Origin of the sequence: Flavobacterium sp. H122 (assembly GCF_004959765.1) — a bacterium.
In the GTDB taxonomy this organism is placed as follows: domain Bacteria; phylum Bacteroidota; class Bacteroidia; order Flavobacteriales; family Flavobacteriaceae; genus Flavobacterium.
Genome location: NZ_SJZD01000005.1, coordinates 1 through 20,636 on the forward strand (window position 1 = coordinate 1; position 20,636 = coordinate 20,636).

Below are 20,636 nucleotides of genomic sequence, written 5' to 3' on the forward strand. Positions count from 1 at the left end.
TTGCGTCTTTTTTTTAGTTACTCTGTTGTTCAGCAAGTTAGACCTGAAAGTTTTTTTCTAAAGTTGCAAAGTCACAAAGTGACAAAGCTACAAAGCAGGTTTTACTCTATTATATATATAGTATACCTGTAATACTGTCTGTATCTTTATAACCGAGACGCCTCGTGAGCGGGTCAAGCGGCATCCTTTTATTTGTAGACTTCGAGAACACTTCGGCAAGCTCAGCATAACACCTCAGTCAACAAATAAAAGACACAACGGAACACACGACCTAAAGGAACGAAGGGACACACACAAATTAGACTGTGGGATTGTGGGATTGTCGAACTCTTTAAATTAGAAGATAAGTACTCATATATATTATCCACGTAAAACAAAAAGCCCCGTTTATTAAAACGGGGCTTTACCTATTATATATAGTATTACTTATTCGCTTCGGCTTGTTTTTGCTCTTCGGCTTGCTTGGCTTTGATTTCTTTAACCTTTTGTCTCCATATTTTTTGCAGATCATTGTACTTATGTCCCAGCTTTGACTCCTGCGGTGTCAAACGTCCGTCAATAAAGGAACGGTATAAGATGCTTTCTACTAAATAATCCTCAGCCACATTATCAGGCTGGAACTTTGTTTTTAAATTAATATCAAACAAACTCGCAGTATTGTTAGCCCAGAATGCCTTCCACCCGCTTTTCAGCTCAGAAATCAATTCAAAAGTTGTTGTTCCGGTTTGACGATGAATCAGCTTGACTAAAATCTGTCCGTCTTTACGGCTTAATTTTTTGAGCTGGTCTTCGAATTCTTCGCTTAAATATTTTTCTACTATTTTAAAATACTTCTTTTTATCTCTTTCTGACTTCAGGAGTTTCATTCCGTTGTTAAGAGCCACTAATCTATCCGCTGCAATTTTTGCATAAGGATATGTTCGCATTACTCTTTTTTGAAGAATCATGAATCGTTTACGTTCTTCGGCATCTTTAAAATTATAAGCCTTATTGGTAACTAAAATTTCTTCCAACTGATAAGACACCTGAGCAACAGTATCCTTAATTTCAAGTTTCTTTTCGATTTCAGTTGAATCAACTTTAATTTCCTGGGCAAATGAATTGCTGCTAAAAAACAATACTGCAGTAACTCCTATAATATACTTATACATTTTTGAAAATTAATTTGGTTCAAAATTATACAAATATCTATCAAGTGTTATACCATTTTCATAATTTAGCGAAAAAATTTTTTATGGCTACAAAATCAATACTAAACAAGAAGTCTATTGACTTCCTTGAAAAATATCTTAACAATGCATCACCAACGGGCTATGAAAGTGAAGGGCAGAAAATCTGGATGGATTATATCAAACCTTATGTTGACACATTTATAACAGATACTTATGGAACAGCAGTAGGAATCATTAATCCTGATGCTCCTTATAAAGTGGTTATTGAAGGGCATAGTGATGAAATTTCATGGTATGTAAATTATATTACTGATGACGGTTTGATTTATGTTATCAGAAACGGTGGTTCAGACCATCAGATAGCACCTTCCAAAAGAGTGAACATACACACTAAAAACCGAATCGTAAAAGGTGTTTTTGGCTGGCCGGCAATTCACACCCGTGGCAGAGGAAAAGAAGAAGCCGCAACACAGCACAATATATTTATAGATTGTGGCTGTTCAAACAAAGAAGAAGTTGAAAAATTAGGAATTCATGTTGGCTGTGTCATTACTTATCCGGATGAATTCATGATTCTAAACGAGAATAAATTTGTTTGCCGTGCCATAGATAACCGCATGGGTGGTTTTATGATTGCAGAGGTTGCCCGTTTATTGAAAGAAAACAAAAAGGATTTACCTTTTGGTTTATACATAGTCAATGCTGTACAGGAAGAAATAGGATTACGCGGTGCCGAAATGATAACACAAACCATCAAACCCAATGTTGCAATTGTAACCGATGTTTGCCATGACACTACAACTCCTATGATTGATAAAAAAATTGAAGGAGATCTTAAAATTGGACGCGGACCGGTTATTGCTTATGCTCCGGCAGTTCAAAACAAATTACGTGAATTGATTACTGACACAGCGGATGAAAAGAAAATCCCGTTCCAACGTCATGCTACTTCAAGGGTAACCGGAACAGATACTGACGCATTTGCTTACAGTAACGGTGGTGTTGCTTCTGCTTTAATATCTTTACCGCTTCGTTATATGCACACAACAGTTGAAATGGTACATAAAGAAGATGTAGAAAATGTAATCAAATTGATTTATGAATCATTATTGAAAATTGAAAACAATGAAAGTTTTTCTTACTTCAAATAATTAATCAACTTTTAAATTTAAAAAACACTTACAGTTTGTAAGTGTTTTTTTATATCTTTAATATTCAGATAAATAAGCTATGCAATATAAAGTTGATACGGTTGAAGAATATTTGAATCAGATTCCCGAGGAAAGAAAAGAAGCTATAAACAAACTCAGAGATACAATTTTAGAAAATTTACCAGAAGGTTTCGAAGAGTGTATAGGTTATGGAATGATTGGATATTCAGTACCCCATTCTATTTATCCCGGCGGTTATCACTGTAATCCTAAAGACCCACTACCTTTTGCCGGAATTGCATCACAAAAAAATTTCATCGCATTTTATCACATGGGGATTTATGCTTTACCAGAATTAATGAATTGGTTTATCCAAGAATTCCCTAAACATTCCAAAAGAAAGCTTGACATGGGAAAAAGCTGTATCCGCTTCAAAAAAACTGAGGATATTCCTTATGAATTAATTGGAGAATTAATGACAAAATTATCTGTAGAAGATTGGATTCATACCTACGAAAATACATTTAAGAAGAAAAAATAACCAACATCAACCTTAATATTATAAAACTATGAGAATTTTAAAAAAACTATTATTTGTGCTGCTTACTATTATTGGTATTGTATTAATTGCAGCTGCTTTTATGAAAAAAGATTACGCCGTTGAACGCGAAATTACAATTAACAAACCGAAAGACTCAGTTTTTAATTACGTCAAGCTCTTGAAAAATCAAGACCATTTTAGTGTTTGGAATCAAAAAGATCCTAACTCAAAAAGAACTTTTACCGGAACTGACGGAGAGGTTGGTTTCATTTACAGCTGGAATGGAAACGATGACGTAGGTGAAGGCGAACAGGAAATTAAAAAAATCATTCCGGGCGAACGCATTGACATGGAATTACGCTTTAAACGCCCGATGGAATCTACAGATTATGCCTATTTCACTACTGAATCCCTCTCACCTGCACAGACTAAAGTAAAATGGGGTTTTAATGGTAAAATGCCTTACCCTATGAATATAATGATGCTTTTTATGGATATGGATGAAATGCTTGGCAAAGATCTGCAGGCAGGTTTAGACAATCTTAAAGTTCAATTAGAAAAATAAATTTATCTGCTGAAAGCATACATCTTTAATCAATAAATTTTTAATTGAAAAATGTATGCTTTCAGCAAACTATCATAATATTTTTTTGAGTTGAAATTTTGTTTTATGGGTAACCCCTTTTCTTTCAAACTCAATACTTATCCATCTCCCCTCCTCAGACTGAAGTATATCGATTATATCACTTAGTTTGAATTTATAGGACAATTCACCATTCAGTCTTCTAATGATATCACCTTTTCTGATTCCTGCCAAATAAGAAGGAGAATCAGTTCTTACATTACTTATTTCGTAAACAGGCTTCAATAAAAAATTATATTTTATACTGTGTGATTTTTCAAAATCAATTGTAGGATTGCCTTTAACATCTTTTTCAACGAAATTAGTTCTCAAAACTTCCTCTTTAATTATCTCCTTTCCGTTATGCTGTACCTCCATCCCACTCATATTATAATTGAAAGGATCATCAAAATTTCTGTTTTTTTTTGAGGTATAACTTTGAGTTGGGATAATCAAAAACCACGTCAAAACGTTTCATTATTCCAGATCCCAAAGAACCATTCCGGCCTTCAACAAGCTCAACACTTTTGACCGAATTGGCTGACGGAAAAGAGACTGTAGGGTTTTCCAGATCAATATTAGCTATTGAAAATTTTTCAATTCTCGAACGTTTACCAAAAATATCACCGCTGAATCCTCTGCCCAAAAAATCATCAAAAAAATCAGCTGGACATTTTATAGTTGTATCATTTTCAAATAACCAAAGTGCATCGCTCCCGCCGGTATCAACTAATAATTTAACAATGGTCTCTCTGTTATTAATTTTTACTTTGGCATTAATATACGGTTTCTCAAGCTCAATCGAAATTGGAAGTTCTTCATACTTTTTCAACTTTTTTTTATTAAAAGTTTTGGCATCCTTGTAAACAATAATCTTTTTACTGATTGGATTTATTTCAACAAGATGATTTTTAAAAAAATGATACCCTAAAATTCCGTGAACAGGAATACCTAACTGTGCTGAAAAATTAATATCCTGATCCAGGATGATATAAATTTCATGATTTGTATCTGTATATTCTTTTAAAGCTATTGTATTCTTACTTGATTTGAAAGCATTTATAGCATCACCGCTTCCTAAACCTCTGATTTTTATTTTTTCGACATTTTTGAAATCAACTGTTTCCGCATCTTCAAGACTGAATAATATAGTATTTTCCACACCTGTATCAATCAAAAAATTTAAATCGACACCATTGATTTTTAAAGATGCCACAACAAGATTGTTGCTCATCTTAAATGGAATAGTTATCTTTTTTTTATTATCCCCGAATTTGAATCCTTCCTGTGAAAATGAATAACTAAACTGGAATAACAAAAAAATCAAAAGGTAAATTTTCTTCATGTTTGACTATGCTTGTATTATTTTAAAATTACGAAATTTGAAGGTAAGATTTTCATTATAAAAAGTTAATATTAACCTATTAAACCATAACTTCTGCCGACTGGTATTTTAGTTGAATTTACAGTAACCTCCGCACTCGATGTAATTTCAATTTTTTCAAGAGAAATAATATAAGACTTATGCACCCTTTTAAATTTTGAAACATCCAGCATATTTTCAATTTTACTGATAGGCATTTTCACTTTAATATCGTCAGTTTTGGTATGAATTACGATATATTCCCTAAAGCTTTCAATATAAAAAATATCATTCAAATAAATTTTATGCTGCTTTTTAGCAATACTTACAACAATAAACTCACGCTCTCCAAATTCCAGTAAAGCTTCCTGAGTTTTTATAAATTGCTTAAACTTACCAACTGCCTTTTGAAATCTTTGCAAAGGGATGGGTTTTAAAAGATAATCCAAAACATCCAAATCAAAGCCTTCCGCTGCATACTCATGATAAGCAGTAGTTACAACAACTGCCGGAGGATTTTCCAGCTTCTTTAAAAAATCAAAACCTTTTAAAACCGGTAAATGTAAATCGAGAAAAAGCAAATCAATTGACTCACGCTTTAAAACAGCGCTTCCATGAATAGCATCTGAACAGACTTCGACCAATTCCAATTTGTTGTCCATTCCGATAAAAGTTGATAAAATCTCAGCAGCTAATGGCTCATCCTCGATAATTAAGCATCTGTATTTTTCGGTATTAGCTTTCATGTGTAAAATCAATTGTTAATATAACTGTATAATTATCATTATTTTGTTGGATACTCAATTGATGTCTGTCAGGATACAAAAGTTCCAGCTGTCTTTTTATATTCTGCAATCCAATTTTTGTCGAACTGATATTATGAGAAACCTCCACAGAATTCGAAACCTCATAGTACAGTATATGTTCCTTAAGCGTTAATTTGATTTTTAGACAAGATGCCGACACACTTTCGGAAGCGCCGTGTTTAAAAGCGTTTTCTACAAATTGAAGTAAGATTAAAGGCGATATTACCTGTGAAGTGTTATCTATTGAATGTTCAAAATCAACCGAAAGATTTTTATGTCTGATTTTATTAATTTCAATAAAGTCCTCAAGGTTTTCAATCTCTTTAACCAACGGTACTGAATCACAGCCAGATTCATAAATATTGTACCGCATTATCTTAGCCAGTTTCAAAATAACTTCGGGCGTATCATCCGACTTTTTTAATGCTAATCCATAAATATTATTCAATGTATTGAATAAAAAATGAGGGTTAATCTGGGTTTTTAAAAACTTAATTTCATTAGATAACTTTTCAGTCCGTAATTCATTTAGCTCTTCCTGAATTACTAATTGCTGTCTGAATTTTTCCATTCCCAATGCCAAAGAAACTCCAAAACCAATATTCATCAATGCATTAAAAATTCCAAACAGGCTAAAACTATCAATATCTTCTTCAACTTTATAGACAATCGAAAAAACAAATGAATGACACGAAATTCGAAAAATAACAACAAAAAAAGCAATAACTGCTATTGATAAAATAATCTTTGATGCTGTTGATCTCAAAAAATTGGATTTTCCGTCAATAATAGCAAGCAAAAAATAAAAACATGGAATTATAGACAAATCAAACACTAATATTGAAACAAAAGCAAACCATAAAATTAGAAGCCAATCGGCCTGTAAATGCTGTGGAAGATAATTATCCAGATATGCATATTCAGAATTAACTTGAAATATGAAATATATTAACCAAAAAATAAGATGTGTGCGGGGCTTGTTTTTCATCAAAACAAAAATCATAATTAAACTATTTAAATATAGTAATTATCTACAAACATCAAAGTTTTGTCTATAAAGCGCTTTCATTTGATTTCTTAAACATACCATCAGGTAAAAGAAAAGACAGAAAAATAGTTATCAAAATAAAATTAAACTCAACCCCATTTCTACCGCCTCCTACAACATACCAACCTTCACTTGCATGAATCATAACAATACCCAAAATCAGAATAATACTATTCAAAATGGCTATTGGCTTAATAAATTTATTAAACAAAAGCGAAAAAACTGAAAACAAATGAATTCCTTTAACCATAAATGCCAAAGGCAAGCCCATAAAACCAAATCCGTTTTTAGCCAGATATTCATTACCAAAAGAAATAATATCCCCGCTGACAATAGATGGAACACTATGCATTGCCATAACAACAGCCACACCCAATCGAAGCAAAAAAGTATCTTTCAACATAAAATTCTTATTTAAAATATAAATTTAAAGCCAAAAATGATGAAAACAACTTTCATCCTCTTATCTTAATCTACCAACTACCTTTTTCCATCTATTATTTTGTTAAAACGATAGTAAAAAAGGATGTTTATTTCAATAAAATATCGCAAATTTGCATTCAAATTTTTCACGTTATGCCAAAAATTTCAAATAAAGGGCACCAAATGCCTGAATCACCTATTAGAAAATTAGTTCCTTATGCTGAAATGGCTAAAAAAAAGGGACATAAAGTATATCACTTAAATATTGGTCAACCGGACATTAAAACTCCTGAGGTTGCCACTGAAGCTGTTAAAAAAGCTGACATTAAAGTTTTAGAATACAGCCACTCTGCAGGTTTTGATTCGTACAGAAGCAAATTAGCAGAAAGCTATCAAAAAATAGGATTGCCAATCAACAAAGAAGATATCATTGTAACAACCGGTGGTTCAGAAGCTTTATTATTTGCTATGGGAAGCACTATGGATGCTGGTGATGAAGTAATCATCCCAGAACCGTTTTATGCAAATTACAATGGATTTGCAACTGCTTCAGGTGTAAAAGTAGTACCTGTTACATCAGGAATTGAAACAGGTTTTGCCTTACCTCCTATTGCTGATTTTGAAAAATTAATTACTCCAAAAACAAAAGCAATTTTAATTTGTAATCCTGGAAATCCTACTGGTTATTTATATTCTCAGGAAGAAATAAATCAATTGGCTGCATTAGTAAAAAAACATGATTTGTTTTTAATTGCTGATGAAGTGTACCGCGAATTTGTTTATGATGAAGGAGCTAAGCATTATTCGGTAATGGACGTTCCCGGAATTGAGGAAAACGCCATCATGATTGATTCGGTTTCAAAAAGATACAGTATGTGCGGTGCGCGTATAGGGTGCATTGTTTCAAAAAACAAAGAAGTGATGGCTACAGCAATGAAATTTGCACAGGCCCGTTTATCTCCTCCTACTTACGAACAAATTGCGAGTGAAGCTGCTTTAGATACCCCTCAAAGTTATTTCACAGAAGTTATTGAAGAATATAAAGACCGCCGTGACACTTTGATCACAGAAATGAATAAAATCCCGGGGGTTAAAATTGCCACACCTAAAGGTGCTTTTTACTGTATTGCACAATTACCGGTAAAAAATGCCGATGATTTTGCACAGTGGCTGTTAGAATCTTATGATTACAATGGTGAAACTGTAATGGTTGCTCCGGCTGCAGGATTCTATTCAACACCGGGCACAGGATTAAATGAAGTGCGTATTGCCTATGTTTTAAAGAAGGAAGACATCATTAAATCGGCACAAATTTTAGGCGAAGCTTTAAAAGCATATAACAATTAAGAATTGTTAAACATTTAAAAATTAGTATTTCACTATATTTGCAGTTTGAAAAAAACTGCAATAAATCATATATTAATGGCTCATAACGAAGAATTTCACGAAGAATTAGGACACAATCATATTGCAACAAGTGCTAACAACCCTTTACGCAAAGATGCATTTGATAAAACAGATGATGAAAAGATAGCCTTAATTAGAAAAGATGTAGAAAACATTTTGACAACCTTAGGTATGGATTTAACAGACGACAGCTTAAACGGTACACCTAACCGTGTTGCCAAGATGTTTGTTAAAGAAATTTTCGGAGGATTGCATCCAAACAAAAAACCGGGTTCCTCTACATTCCAAAATCATTACAAATACAACGAAATGCTTGTTGAAAAAAACATTGTTGTTTATTCAACATGCGAGCATCATTTATTACCTATTATTGGTCGTGCTCACGTTGCATATATTTCAAACGGAAGCGTGATAGGTTTATCTAAAATGAACCGTATTGTTGATTATTATGCAAAACGCCCACAGGTACAGGAACGTTTAACAATGCAGATTGTTCAGGAATTACAGCGTGTTTTAGGTACAGAGGATGTGGCTTGTGTAATTGACGCAAAACACTTATGTGTAAATTCACGGGGAATTAAAGATATTGAAAGCAGTACGGTTACCGCTGAATTTGGCGGTAAATTCAAAAATGAAGCTACCCGCAAAGAATTTTTAGATTATATTAAATTAGATACAAAATTTTAATTAATACATCGTGTTCAAAATTTAACAGTTTAGAAGTTATCAGAAAAATGGTGACTTCTAAACTTTTAAGTTAATACGCAACTAAACTAACTAAAAACAAAAAATGTCATTATATCAATCTAATCCTATAAAAGTCTATAACACCCTAAGCGGTGAGAAAGAAACATTTATTCCTGTTCATGAAGGCAATATTGGAATGTATGTTTGCGGCCCTACAGTTTACAGTCATGTACACTTGGGTAATGTACGTACTTTTATGAGTTTTGATGTAATATACCGTTACTTACAGCATTTAGGATACAATGTCCGTTACGTAAGAAACATTACAGATGCCGGACATCTAACAGATGATGGTAACGTAGAAAATGATCGTTTTGTAAAACAATCGCGTTTAGAAAAACTCGAACCTATGGAAGTGGTTCAAAAATATACCGTGTACTTCCATAAAGTTTTGGATTTATTTAATTTTTTACCTCCTACTATCGAACCAACGGCAACGGGACATATTGTAGAACAAATCGAATTGACCCAAAAGTTAATTGAAAAAGGTTTGGCTTATGAAAGTCAGGGATCAGTTTATTTTGATGTGGAGGAGTACAATAAACGTGGTTTGAATTATGGTGAATTAAGCAATAGAAATATTGATGAGTTATTAGCCAATACCCGTGACCTTGACGGACAGAATGAGAAGAAAAATCCGCAGGATTTCGCTTTATGGAAAGCTGCATCACCTGCACACATTATGCGTTGGAATTCACCTTGGGGTGAAGGATTTCCAGGATGGCATTTAGAGTGTACAGCCATGAGTACAAAATATCTAGGTGAAAACTTTGATATTCATGGTGGTGGTATGGACTTAAAATTCCCGCACCACGAATGTGAAATTGCCCAAGGTAAAGCCTGTAACGGAACTTCACCTGTGAAATACTGGATGCACGCCAACATGTTAACCATGAACGGACTGCGAATGAGCAAATCAACTGGTAATTTTATTTTACCAATGGAATTAATCACTGGTGAGAATACTTTCTTTGAAAAAGCATTCAGTCCAAGTATTATTCGTTTCTGCTTCCTGCAAGCACATTACAGAAGTGAATTAGACATATCCAACGATGCAATGGTTGCCAGTGAGAAAGGATATACGCGTTTAATGGAAGCCATCAAACTTCTGGATAATTTGCAAACTAAATCACAATCAAGTTTAGACATTAAAGCTTGGGCACAATCCTGCTACGATGCCATGAATGATGATTTTAACACACCTATTGTCATTGCACAGTTATTTGAAGGTGCCCGTTACATCAATTTAGTAAATGACGGCAAAGAAACATTAACATCAGAAGATATTGCGCTATTAAAGCAAACTTTAAACAGTTTTATTTTCGACATTTTAGGAATTGAAAATACACAAACAGCAAGCAATCATTCCGAGAAACTAAATGGTGTAATTCAAATGCTGATTGAAATGCGAAAAGATGCCCGCGCCAACAAAAACTGGGCAATGTCTGACCAGATCAGAGACCAGCTTTTAGCATTAGGCATTCAATTAAAAGACGGAAAAGAAGGAACATCGTATACCTATTAACACATAAAACTCTCTCTAATGAGAGTTTTTTTTATTTTATGAACATCAAAAAAATCGCTATACTACCCCTGATATTCTTAGTTCGGATATATCAGTACATAATTTCACCGTTAATGCCTGCTGCCTGCCGCTACCAGCCTACATGTTCCCATTATATGGTGGAAGCATTGCAGAAACATGGTCCTCTAAAAGGATTTTATTTGGGAATTAAACGTATTCTAAGCTGTCATCCCTGGGGAGGCAGTGGTTATGACCCTGTTCCTTAGTTATATTAGATTTTAGAATTTAGGTTTTGACATTTGTCATTTGGAACTTATCATTTATCATTTAAAATTTGCTATTTGTCATTTTGCCATTTGGAATTTCATATTTATAATCCTACTTTTGATTGACTTGAAAAAATAACACATGAACCAATTACTTTATATTGTCTGGAATCCTTCCGATGGGATTCAAATTGGAAATTTTACTGTTCGTTTTTACAGCTTAATGTTTGTAATTGCTTTTTCTTTAGGTTTTTATTTGATGAAAAAGATTTTCATTCGTGAAAACGAACCTATTGAAAAATTAGATTCACTTTTTATATGGATGGTGATTTCAGTATTACTTGGAGCCCGTTTAGGTCACGTTTTCTTTTATGATTGGGATTATTACAAAGATCATTGGGAAGAAATTTTATTACCTGTACGTTTCAGTCCTGAATTTGAATTTACCGGATTTCAAGGTCTGGCAAGTCACGGAGCGGCTATCTCTGTAATACTTTTTATGTATTTCTATTCAAAGAAAATCATCAAGAAACACATATTATGGGTCCTTGACAGAGTTGTGATACCCGTTGCCAGTGGTGCTATTTTTGTACGTTTAGGAAACTTCTTCAATTCTGAGATTGTAGGAGACAAAACCACATCACCATTTGGGATTAAATTTGTACAGGATGCAATTTCAAAAAATGATGCTTCAGAGTTAACTGGAATTGCCAACTACAGAGAAGCCTACAAAGCACTGACTGCCGACCCTAAGTTTGCAACTGTCATTGAAGGTATATCTCCAAAGCATCCTTCACAACTATATGAAGCTTTTGGCTATGTTTTTGTCTTTGCTTTATTATTCTTTATGTACTGGAAAACAGACGCAAGAAATAAAAGAGGATTGTTGTTCGGAACTTTCCTGGTAACATTGTTTACTGTCAGAATGATTGTAGAATCAATCAAAGAAAGTCAGGGAGGTTTTGAAAGTGCACTAGGAATAATGTCTACCGGTCAATGGTTAAGCATACCGTTTATTGCAGCAGGATTGTACTTAATGGTAACAGCAAAGAAAATTACTTAATAAACGGAAAGATATTTATAAAAATAAAAAAGCCCTGAAATTTAAAAATCAGGGCTTTTTTATTTAATTAAACTCATCCTTTTCTTTATCTTCTTCGGGTGCGGGTTTTTCAGCCGGAGCCGGAATAGTTTCTATTGACTGTGTTGTCACTGCAGATGCCGGAGCAGCAACCGGAGCACTCAGTTTTGAAAAAGCGCCGTAACGCCCTTCTATTTTATCCCAGTTTACCACACTGAAAAAAGTATTGGCATATTCTCTTTTCTTGCTTTGGAACTTCAGATAATAAGCGTGTTCCCACATATCCAGACATAACAAAGGAATTCCTGTAATTCCAAGTCCTTTCATTTGCGGACTGTCATTATTTGGTGCAGTTATAATTCTTAAGCGGCCGTATTTATCAGAAAGAAGCCAAATCCAGCCGGAACCATTCAATTTAACAGAAACGTCTGCAAATTGACGGATAAACTCATCATAAGAACCAAAATCCCTTTCAATAGCTTCCAGTAAATCTCCTTCGGGTTGTCCACCGGTTTTAGGTGCTATTGATTCAAAATAAAAATTATGATTATATACCGCACCAGCATAATTACGGATATCTGTATCAGAGAAATTCAAATTACGGAGAATCGTCTCCAGATCCATAACTTCATATTTAGTTCCTACAACCGCTTTATTAAGTGCATTAACATTAGGCAATAAATGCTTTGAATAATGCAGTTCCATTGTTGCAGCGTCTATATTTGGTTCCAGTGCTTTGTAATCAAACGGCAAAACGTATAATTCAAAAGCACCTTCAACAGCTTTCAAATCAGACGGCTTCCCTCCTTTTTGTTCAATAGCAACAATAGGTGTTGCAGGAACATCTACAACCTCCACCAGAGTGTCTTTTTTACAAGATACCAAAGCAGATAGTATTATAGAAGAATATAATAATTGCTTTTTATTCATTGCTCTTTGAAATAATTTCGTTAACTAAATCTATATAATGACGCTTTGAGTCTTCTTCAGAAAGATGGCTTACCTGCATCCAGGCATTTAATTTAAAAGCATCTCTGACATCCAGACTGGAATAATTCATACTTCTAAGGGAGCCAAAGTTTGCCTGCTTGTAATAGGCATACAAACGAAGCATGACATCCTGTGGTAAAGAATCCTGCTCCATGTTTGAAACTTTTTCAAAAGCTTCATTAAAAAGTGTATCTAAATCTTTCTCAGTCATACAACTAAGCTTGAGCTATAACAGTATGGTTTCCTACAGCTTTATCCTGTAATTTCACATTTACTTTTGTTCCTAAAGGCAGATACAAATCCACTCTTGAACCAAATTTAATAAAACCGGCATCAGCTCCCTGAACGGCTACATCACCTTCTTTAGCATAATTTACTATACGCTTTGCCAAAGCCCCTGCAATTTGACGGTACATAATTTCACCGAAAACAGAATTTTCAATTACAACTGAAGTTCTTTCATTTTCCGTACTCGCTTTAGGATGCCATGCCACAAGATATTTACCAGGATGGTATTTACTGTATTTTACCTTTCCGGAAACCGCATAACGCGTAACATGAACGTTTATAGGTGACATGAATATAGAAACCATTAAACGGTTGTCTTTAAAATATTCTTCTTCAAAAACTTCTTCAATTACTACAACTTTTCCATCAACCGGCGCCACGATTGTATGTTCATTAGGAATAATCGAACGGTTTGGATTTCTAAAAAACTGAAGAATCATTACATAAAAAAACAATGCAATCAATTGTACAGCTACTCTTAACCAAACAATTTCTACGATAAACTTATCTGATAAAAGCAAAATTGCTACTAAAAGCAGTGATGCTACGGCAATAATTTTAAATCCTTCTTTATGAAACATATTCAATAATTTTTAAAAATAAATATACAAATGGAGCTACAAATATAATACTATCCAAACGATCCAGAATTCCCCCATGTCCCGGCATAATAGAACCGCTGTCCTTGACTCCGGCAATTCGTTTGAATTTGGATTCAACCAAATCTCCCACAGTTCCAAAAACGCTTACTGCAACAGCAATTACAATCCACTGCCAAAATGGTAATAAAGTTACGTAATATTGGCTGATTATAAAACCTGCAATTACAGCAAATAACATTCCTCCTAAAAATCCCTCGACTGTTTTTTTAGGTGATATTCTTTCAAAAAGCTTAGTTGTGCCAAAATTTTTACCTACCAAATAAGCAAAAGTATCATTAGTCCAGATCAAAATAAAAACACCAATGACAATATGCGGAAAATGCGACACAACAGTTCCTGAACTTATATATGCTAATTTCGCTATAACAATAAAAGGTATAATAATATAACCGATTAATAATCCCCAGTTTGAAAACACTACTGGCTTGGACTGTATTTCAAACAGCCATTTAGCTAAAAGCAGTAAAGTAAATATAGAGATAGAAACTAAAATCCAATTACTGAATTCTGATTTACTGAAATAAGTAAAATTTACGAAAAACAATACCGACAGAATCAGCGCCTGAATTTTATTGAGTTTTACCAGATTGGAAAACTCATTGACCGTTTGAAGTAAAAACAAACCGAAAAGCAATAAAAACGACTCTCTCGAATATAAAGTAGCCGTCACTAACAGGACAACATAAACCGCTCCTGATAATGCGCGTATAAGAGTTTCGTTCATTTTATAAATCTTCTAAAAGGAGTAAATAAAGGTTTTTGGGTGAACTGCCATAATGCAGAAAATCTTCTTCTTTTGCCTTTTCAAAATACTTAATGGTAGTAATATTTGTTGGGTAATCAGTAGTATAGCGTTTTTTAATTTCTCTAAGACCATCGCTTTTACCAAGAACAATCTGACTTGTAGCCGCTACTACCACAATATTGTCCGGAAGTTCATTAGCTTTTTTCTGCTTGATTTGATTTGAAGAAAACATAATCGAACCATCCTCAGCCACTAAGCTTTCACAGCTGGCTAATAAAAATTTAGGATTCGAAACACCAGTATGTTTGATATTATTTGAATCCAACATATTAAACAAACGTGTTTCGAGACACATCGCTTCAGATTCAAACCAATCGTTTTCTTCCAATATATTTTCGAACTGCTCGTTTAGTTCCGCTATATTTTCGCAGTATAAGAATTTACCACCATTTTTTTTAAAATTGTGAGTAAACTGCTCATCTACAGGTAAATTTACAGATGAATCTTGGAATGGATTATAATCATTTTCATTTGCCTCATTTGAAGCATCATTACCTGATCCAAATATTTTTCTAAAAATGCTCATATATTACTTGCAAATAGAGGTAGTTTGCAATATCAAAGATAAAAAAAACTCAACCGAATTTTAACATTTGGCTGAGTTTTTTACAAATTTTATTAACTAAGTTTTAAACAATTTCCTCGTGCAAAGGCTTATCAAAAGGACGTTTACCAAAAATCGTCTCTAAATCATCCTTGAAAATAACTTCTTTTTCAATAAGAATATTAGCCAATTGTTCCAACTTTTCTTTATTTTCCTGAAGTATCTTAATTGCTCTTTGATACTGCTGCTCTATAATTTGAGAGATTTCTTTATCAATAACCAAAGCCGTTTCTTCTGAATAAGGCTTAGAGAAATTATAATCTGTTTGTCCAGAAGAATCATAATACGTAACATTTCCTAGCTTTTCATTCAAACCATAAATAGTTACCATAGCACGTGCCTGTTTGGTTACTTTTTCCAAATCGCTTAAAGCTCCTGTCGAAATATTATCAAACACTACTTTTTCCGCAGCACGGCCACCCATTGTAGCACACATTTCATCAAGCATTTGATTAGGGCGTACAATTTGTCTTTCTTCAGGTAAGTACCAAGCTGCCCCTAGACTTTGCCCACGGGGTACAATAGTAACTTTAACCAAAGGCGCTGCATGTTCCAGCATCCAGCTAACAGTTGCATGTCCAGCTTCATGAATTGCAATTGCTCTTTTTTCTTCTGTAGAAATAATTTTATTTTTCTTTTCTAAACCACCCACAATTCTGTCAACTGCATCCAGAAAATCCTGTTTATCCACCGCAGTTTTGTTATTACGGGCCGCAATTAAAGCTGCTTCATTACAAACGTTAGCAATATCAGCACCAGAAAAACCTGGAGTTTGTTTTGCAAGAAAATCAGTATCAAGACCTTCCACTTTTTTAAGCGGTTTCAAATGCACTTCAAAAATTTCCTTACGCTCACGGATATCCGGTAAATCAACATAGATCTGTCGGTCAAAACGTCCTGCACGCATCAAGGCTTTATCCAATACATCTGCACGGTTAGTCGCTGCTAAAACAATTACACTTGTGTCAGTACCAAAACCGTCCATTTCTGTCAAAAGCTGATTCAATGTATTTTCACGTTCGTCATTAGATCCAGAAAAATTACTTTTCCCTCTAGCACGACCTACAGCATCAATTTCATCAATAAAAATGATTGCCGGTGATTTTTCTTTAGCCTGCTTAAACAAATCTCTAACACGTGAAGCTCCAACTCCTACAAACATTTCCACAAAGTCAGAACCTGACAATGAGAAGAAAGGTACTTTTGCCTCACCTGCCACAGCTTTTGCCAATAATGTCTTACCAGTTCCCGGAGGACCTACCAGCAAAGCGCCTTTAGGAATTTTACCTCCCAAATCAGTATACTTTTGCGGGTTTTTTAAAAATTCAACTATTTCCTGAATCTCTTCTTTTGCCCCTTCAAGACCGGCAACATCTTTGAATGTTACTTTTACATCTGTTTTTTCGTCAAATAATTTAGCACGCGAACGCCCTATATTAAAAATCTGACCGCCGCCGCCGCCGGCACTGCCACCTGACATACGACGCATCATAAAAATCCAGAAACCTAACAATACTATAATTGGCAGTAAATTCACCAATAATTCAGTCCAGCCACCTGATGTTTTATACTCATAAGCGGTTATCTTCTTAGCCGTCTTAGCTTCTTTCAAATCTTTAGAAAAATTTTCATCTCCGCTGCTGATTTGGAAAGTATAATGCGGACCAAGATTTTTATTGCCTAATAAATCTTCTTTAGGAAGTTTTTTATGAGTATCTTTTGCTAACGATTTTTCTTTTAAGTAAACTGTTACAAATTTATCATTATCGACTTCTACTTTATCAACATCACCGGCATCCAAAAATTCATAGAATTTTGACAATGAAGTTTTTTGCGGTTCAACCCATTTAGACTGACCGGATAAGTACATCCCTAAAAAAATGGCTCCGATTAAACCATAGATCCACCAAGGATTGAACTTAAAGTTATTTTGTTTAGTTTCTTTTGACATAGATATCTCTAATTAATATTTGTTTTCAATAGATGTGATTTTTGCATCACCCCAAAGACTTTCTATGTTGTAGTATTCACGGATGTGTTTTTGAAAAACATGCACCACTATATGCACATAATCCATTAAAACCCATTCGCCGTTTTCTGTTCCTTCAACATGCCAAGGTTTTTCTTTGAGTTCCTTTGAAACTGCTTTCTGAACTGAACTGACAATAGCATTCACCTGCGTATTTGAGGTACCATTGCAAATTACAAAATAATCACATACTGTATTTTCAAGTTCTCTAAGGTCTAAAATATCTATATCGTTACCTTTTACATCTTCAATTCCTTTGATGATATTTGCTAATAAAATATCGTTCCCTGCTTCTTTTTTCGCCATTTATTTCTCTAAAAAATTATTTTTCGCAAAGTTATTGTTTTTTGTCTTTATTTTGAAAGGTAAAAATACGATACTTGCGATATAGTTTCAAATTCTGACCAATGAATTTCATCAAACTCAATGCCATAGATTCAACCAATGATTTTTTAAAAGCACTTGCATCCAGTCAAAAGGTTGAAAATTTTACTGTTGTGACCGCAAAAAGCCAATGGAAAGGGAAGGGTCAAATGGGGTCAGAATGGCAAACAGAAGACAATAAAAACCTAATTACCAGCATATTAATAAAAAAAACAATTTCTAATACTGAAAGTATTTTTGTATTAAATATTGCTATAGCAATTTCTATAATTGAAGCGTTAAAAACTTTTAAAATTCCTGATTTAAGCATAAAATGGCCAAACGACATAATGTCAGGAAACAAGAAAATTGCTGGCATACTAATAGAAAACAACATCAAAGAAAGTGGGAAAATTCAATCGATTGTTGGTATAGGACTGAATGTCAATCAATTGAATTTTGAAAATTTACCAAAGGCATCGTCTTTAAAAGCAATCACAGGAGTTGAATATGACACTGAAGAAATACTGTTTAAAATTATTGATGCCATAAAATTAAATGTTGCCAGTATAAAATCGGAAAATGCCGGGATATTGTGGAAGAAATACCACGATTTTCTATTCAAAATAGGTAAACCGGTAGTTTTTGAAAATTCGAAAAATGAAAAATTTATGGGAATTATTCAAAAAGTAAACACCAATGGCTTATTAGATGTCATGCTTGAAGATGACAGCATCCATTCTTATGGCATAAAAGAAATAAGCATGATTTACTAGGAGTATTCAATACAGAACTGACAGTAATCAAAAATATACAAATAAAAAGTGTTCAGTACTCATATAATGAACACTGAACACTAAATATAAAACTTTGAATATTATAATTTATTCATGTTCTGAGCTAAAGTTTCAATGAATTTAGATATTGGCCCTTTAATCATCATTGCCATCATAGCGTTAAACTCACCATCAAAAAACAATTGAATGTCTGTAGACTCAGCAGCAGTTTCGTTGATGTCTGCCGTTAATGTAAATGGCAGTTTACTTGAGGCAGCACCTAAGACAATTTTAGTATTTGGCGTAGCATCTTTTTTAACCAATTTGATCTCCGGCATTCCTTTCAAACCAAATTCGAAACAATTTTCATCAATTACTTCAAATTTCGCAATATTTTCAGGCATAAGCTTTTCAAAGTTTTTAACCTGAGACAATTCAGTAAAAATATATGCAGCTGATTTAGCAACTGTAACTTTTGGACTTTCTAAATTCATTTTAAACTATTTTAAATTTAAGTTTTTTACACTTCAAATATTATACCTCAACATTCCATTCTGCAGGATTTTTACGCCATTCTTTCAGCAAATCCTCTTCATTTTCTGTAATATATTCTTTTGTTACCGCCAACTCCAGTAAATTCATATAATTGCTTAAAGTATATAAATCAACTTTAGCTGCTTTGAAATTTTCTTCAGCAACTGGAAATCCGTACGTAAAAATTGCCGCCATACCTTTAACATTAGCTCCTTCATTACGTAAAGCCTCTACCGCTAAAAGACTGCTGTTGCCGGTACTGATCAAATCTTCAACAACTACAACATTTTGTCCTTTCTGCAAAAAACCTTCAACCTGGTTCATGCGGCCGTGTTTTTTAGGTTCAGGGCGAACATAAACAAAAGGCAGTCCCATTTCCTGAGCAACCAGAACACCTACCCCGATAGCTCCGGTAGCAACGCCGGCAATGACATCCGGCTTACCAAATTGCTTTTCAATGTTTTTTGCAAATTCGTCTCTGATAAAATTTCTGATAGCCGGAAATGAAAGAATTACCCTGTTATCACAGTAGATTGGAGATTTCCAACCTGAAGCCCATGTAAAAGGATTTTTAGAATTCAATTTAATTGCATTTATTTGTAAAAGCAATTCGGCAGTTTTACTAGCTGTGTCTTTATTAAAAATCATACTGCAAATGTATAAAGTTTTTGTAAACGATAAGCCTCTTTTCTTGACAAATCAGATTGTCAAAGAGACTGATTTCAAGTTTTTCTTACTTGAAAGCATTGACATTGAACAACTTATCATAAACTATTTTCAAAATAAAATTCAAAAGGCATATTTGTATCATCCTGATGAAAATGAAATTTTGAATACTTTGAAATCAAAAATCAAAGTGAACCGTGCCGGTGGCGGCTTGGTTTACAATAAAAAAGGCGAGGTTCTTTTTATTTTCAGAGGCGGAAAATGGGATTTGCCTAAAGGCGGCATGGACAAAGGAGAAGCCATGGAAGATACCGCCATAAGAGAAGTTGAAGAAGAAACCGGTGTAAACAAACTCAAAATCACTAATAAACTTCAGAAAACCTATCATGTATTCCGCCGTAATGGCAAATACCGACTTAAAATTACCCAATGGTATGAAATGCATTCTGATTTTAAAGGTGAATTGATTGCTCAGGAAGATGAGGGAATTGAAAAAGTAGCATGGTTAAATCCGGAAGAGATTAAAGAAGCTTTAAAAAATTCATACGAAAATATAAAACTCCTTTTTGAAGAAGAAAAAGAATTACAGGAAAAGGTATCACTTAAATAATTTTCGTCTTTTATTTTCAAATAAGAAACTACAAACAGAAAAAAAATAAAAAAACCGGGAACGTTAAAATTCCCGGTTTTTTATTTATTAAAGATGCTTCGACAAGTATTTCGACAAGCTCAACATGTCACTCAGCATAAGCGATTCATGCAATTTT

The 20,636-nt window shown here is 33.8% G+C and carries 25 protein-coding genes; 10 read left to right on the plus strand and 15 right to left on the minus strand.

Features of this window, described 5'->3' with window-relative positions:
* Positions 1-422 precede the first annotated feature (422 nt).
* A complete protein-coding gene (locus EZM65_RS08570; protein ID WP_136668147.1) occupies positions 423-1,151 on the minus strand; it encodes a DUF4294 domain-containing protein in 729 nt (242 codons plus the stop codon).
* 83 nt (positions 1,152-1,234) lie between these two features.
* On the opposite strand from EZM65_RS08570, the gene EZM65_RS08575 reads away from it, so the two are divergent.
* From EZM65_RS08575 to EZM65_RS08585, 3 genes are all read left to right on the plus strand, one after another.
* Positions 1,235-2,323, plus strand: coding sequence for a M42 family metallopeptidase (locus EZM65_RS08575; RefSeq protein ID WP_136668148.1), 1,089 nt, complete (start codon positions 1,235-1,237; stop codon positions 2,321-2,323).
* Between the two features lie 79 nt (positions 2,324-2,402).
* Positions 2,403-2,864 (plus strand): DUF1801 domain-containing protein, encoded by a 462-nt coding sequence (locus EZM65_RS08580; protein ID WP_136668149.1) that lies wholly within the window; start codon positions 2,403-2,405, stop codon positions 2,862-2,864.
* Positions 2,865-2,892: 28 nt separating this feature from the next.
* A complete protein-coding gene (locus EZM65_RS08585) occupies positions 2,893-3,429 on the plus strand; it encodes an SRPBCC family protein (RefSeq protein WP_136668150.1) in 537 nt (178 codons plus the stop codon).
* A gap of 72 nt (positions 3,430-3,501) precedes the next feature.
* On the opposite strand, the gene EZM65_RS08590 is transcribed toward EZM65_RS08585, so the two are convergent.
* From EZM65_RS08590 to EZM65_RS08610, 5 genes are all read right to left on the minus strand, one after another.
* Entirely contained in the window at positions 3,502-3,873 is a 372-nt protein-coding gene (locus EZM65_RS08590) for a PDZ domain-containing protein (protein WP_136668151.1), read from the minus strand.
* Positions 3,874-3,892: 19 nt separating this feature from the next.
* Positions 3,893-4,831, minus strand: coding sequence for a retropepsin-like aspartic protease (locus EZM65_RS08595; protein ID WP_136668152.1), 939 nt, complete (start codon positions 4,829-4,831; stop codon positions 3,893-3,895).
* Between the two features lie 71 nt (positions 4,832-4,902).
* Entirely contained in the window at positions 4,903-5,595 is a 693-nt protein-coding gene (locus tag EZM65_RS08600; protein ID WP_136668153.1) for a LytTR family DNA-binding domain-containing protein, read from the minus strand.
* A complete protein-coding gene (locus EZM65_RS08605; RefSeq protein WP_136668154.1) occupies positions 5,585-6,658 on the minus strand; it encodes a sensor histidine kinase in 1,074 nt (357 codons plus the stop codon). Before EZM65_RS08605 ends, EZM65_RS08600 begins: the two co-directional genes overlap by 11 nt.
* Before the next feature lie 49 nt (positions 6,659-6,707).
* Positions 6,708-7,106: a DoxX family protein gene (locus EZM65_RS08610; protein ID WP_248574846.1), complete on the minus strand. Its 399-nt coding sequence runs from the start codon at positions 7,104-7,106 to the stop codon at positions 6,708-6,710.
* A gap of 173 nt (positions 7,107-7,279) precedes the next feature.
* Between EZM65_RS08610 and EZM65_RS08615 the strand changes: the two genes are divergently transcribed.
* The 5 genes from EZM65_RS08615 to lgt all read left to right on the plus strand — a co-directional run bounded on the left by EZM65_RS08615 (position 7,280) and on the right by lgt (position 12,134).
* Positions 7,280-8,473 carry a pyridoxal phosphate-dependent aminotransferase gene (locus EZM65_RS08615; RefSeq protein WP_136668155.1) on the plus strand — a complete coding sequence of 398 codons (1,194 nt, stop codon included), beginning with the start codon at positions 7,280-7,282 and terminating at the stop codon, positions 8,471-8,473.
* A gap of 75 nt (positions 8,474-8,548) precedes the next feature.
* Positions 8,549-9,220, plus strand: coding sequence for a GTP cyclohydrolase I FolE (gene folE, locus EZM65_RS08620; protein ID WP_136668156.1), 672 nt, complete (start codon positions 8,549-8,551; stop codon positions 9,218-9,220).
* A 103-nt stretch (positions 9,221-9,323) separates the two neighbouring features.
* The gene (gene cysS, locus EZM65_RS08625) at positions 9,324-10,805 is read left to right on the plus strand and encodes a cysteine--tRNA ligase (protein ID WP_136668157.1); all 1,482 of its coding nucleotides are present in this window, start codon (positions 9,324-9,326) and stop codon (positions 10,803-10,805) included.
* 38 nt (positions 10,806-10,843) lie between these two features.
* A complete protein-coding gene (gene yidD / locus EZM65_RS08630; protein WP_136668158.1) occupies positions 10,844-11,071 on the plus strand; it encodes a membrane protein insertion efficiency factor YidD in 228 nt (75 codons plus the stop codon).
* Positions 11,072-11,213: 142 nt separating this feature from the next.
* Positions 11,214-12,134, plus strand: coding sequence for a prolipoprotein diacylglyceryl transferase (lgt, locus tag EZM65_RS08635; protein ID WP_136668159.1), 921 nt, complete (start codon positions 11,214-11,216; stop codon positions 12,132-12,134).
* A 63-nt stretch (positions 12,135-12,197) separates the two neighbouring features.
* On the opposite strand, the gene EZM65_RS08640 is transcribed toward lgt, so the two are convergent.
* The 7 genes from EZM65_RS08640 to rsfS form a co-directional block, all read right to left on the minus strand.
* The gene (locus tag EZM65_RS08640) at positions 12,198-13,082 is read right to left on the minus strand and encodes a superoxide dismutase (RefSeq protein ID WP_136668160.1); all 885 of its coding nucleotides are present in this window, start codon (positions 13,080-13,082) and stop codon (positions 12,198-12,200) included.
* Positions 13,075-13,353 (minus strand): acyl-CoA-binding protein, encoded by a 279-nt coding sequence (locus EZM65_RS08645; RefSeq protein ID WP_136668161.1) that lies wholly within the window; start codon positions 13,351-13,353, stop codon positions 13,075-13,077. Before EZM65_RS08645 ends, EZM65_RS08640 begins: the two co-directional genes overlap by 8 nt.
* A gap of 4 nt (positions 13,354-13,357) precedes the next feature.
* Entirely contained in the window at positions 13,358-14,011 is a 654-nt protein-coding gene (locus EZM65_RS08650; protein ID WP_136668162.1) for a phosphatidylserine decarboxylase family protein, read from the minus strand.
* On the minus strand, positions 14,001-14,816 hold the full coding sequence (locus EZM65_RS08655) for a phosphatidate cytidylyltransferase (protein ID WP_136668163.1): 816 nt from the start codon (positions 14,814-14,816) through the stop codon (positions 14,001-14,003). The genes EZM65_RS08650 and EZM65_RS08655 overlap by 11 nt, the downstream gene beginning before the upstream one ends.
* Position 14,817: 1 nt before the next feature.
* Positions 14,818-15,423: an LUD domain-containing protein gene (locus EZM65_RS08660; RefSeq protein WP_136668164.1), complete on the minus strand. Its 606-nt coding sequence runs from the start codon at positions 15,421-15,423 to the stop codon at positions 14,818-14,820.
* A 103-nt stretch (positions 15,424-15,526) separates the two neighbouring features.
* Positions 15,527-17,452, minus strand: coding sequence for an ATP-dependent zinc metalloprotease FtsH (gene ftsH / locus EZM65_RS08665; protein ID WP_136668165.1), 1,926 nt, complete (start codon positions 17,450-17,452; stop codon positions 15,527-15,529).
* 12 nt (positions 17,453-17,464) lie between these two features.
* Positions 17,465-17,836 carry a ribosome silencing factor gene (rsfS, locus tag EZM65_RS08670; protein WP_136668166.1) on the minus strand — a complete coding sequence of 124 codons (372 nt, stop codon included), beginning with the start codon at positions 17,834-17,836 and terminating at the stop codon, positions 17,465-17,467.
* Between the two features lie 101 nt (positions 17,837-17,937).
* Between rsfS and EZM65_RS08675 the strand changes: the two genes are divergently transcribed.
* Positions 17,938-18,669 (plus strand): biotin--[acetyl-CoA-carboxylase] ligase, encoded by a 732-nt coding sequence (locus EZM65_RS08675; RefSeq protein WP_136668167.1) that lies wholly within the window; start codon positions 17,938-17,940, stop codon positions 18,667-18,669.
* A gap of 101 nt (positions 18,670-18,770) precedes the next feature.
* Here EZM65_RS08675 and EZM65_RS08680 read toward each other — a convergent pair whose 3' ends face one another.
* Together EZM65_RS08680 and pyrE are read right to left on the minus strand one after the other, a co-directional pair.
* Positions 18,771-19,163, minus strand: a complete 393-nt coding sequence (locus tag EZM65_RS08680) for an SRPBCC family protein (RefSeq protein ID WP_136668168.1) — start codon at positions 19,161-19,163, stop codon at positions 18,771-18,773.
* A gap of 40 nt (positions 19,164-19,203) precedes the next feature.
* A complete protein-coding gene (gene pyrE, locus EZM65_RS08685; protein ID WP_136668169.1) occupies positions 19,204-19,851 on the minus strand; it encodes an orotate phosphoribosyltransferase in 648 nt (215 codons plus the stop codon).
* Positions 19,852-19,858: 7 nt separating this feature from the next.
* Between pyrE and EZM65_RS08690 the strand changes: the two genes are divergently transcribed.
* Positions 19,859-20,479 (plus strand): NUDIX hydrolase, encoded by a 621-nt coding sequence (locus EZM65_RS08690; RefSeq protein ID WP_136668170.1) that lies wholly within the window; start codon positions 19,859-19,861, stop codon positions 20,477-20,479.
* Positions 20,480-20,636: the final 157 nt, after the last annotated feature.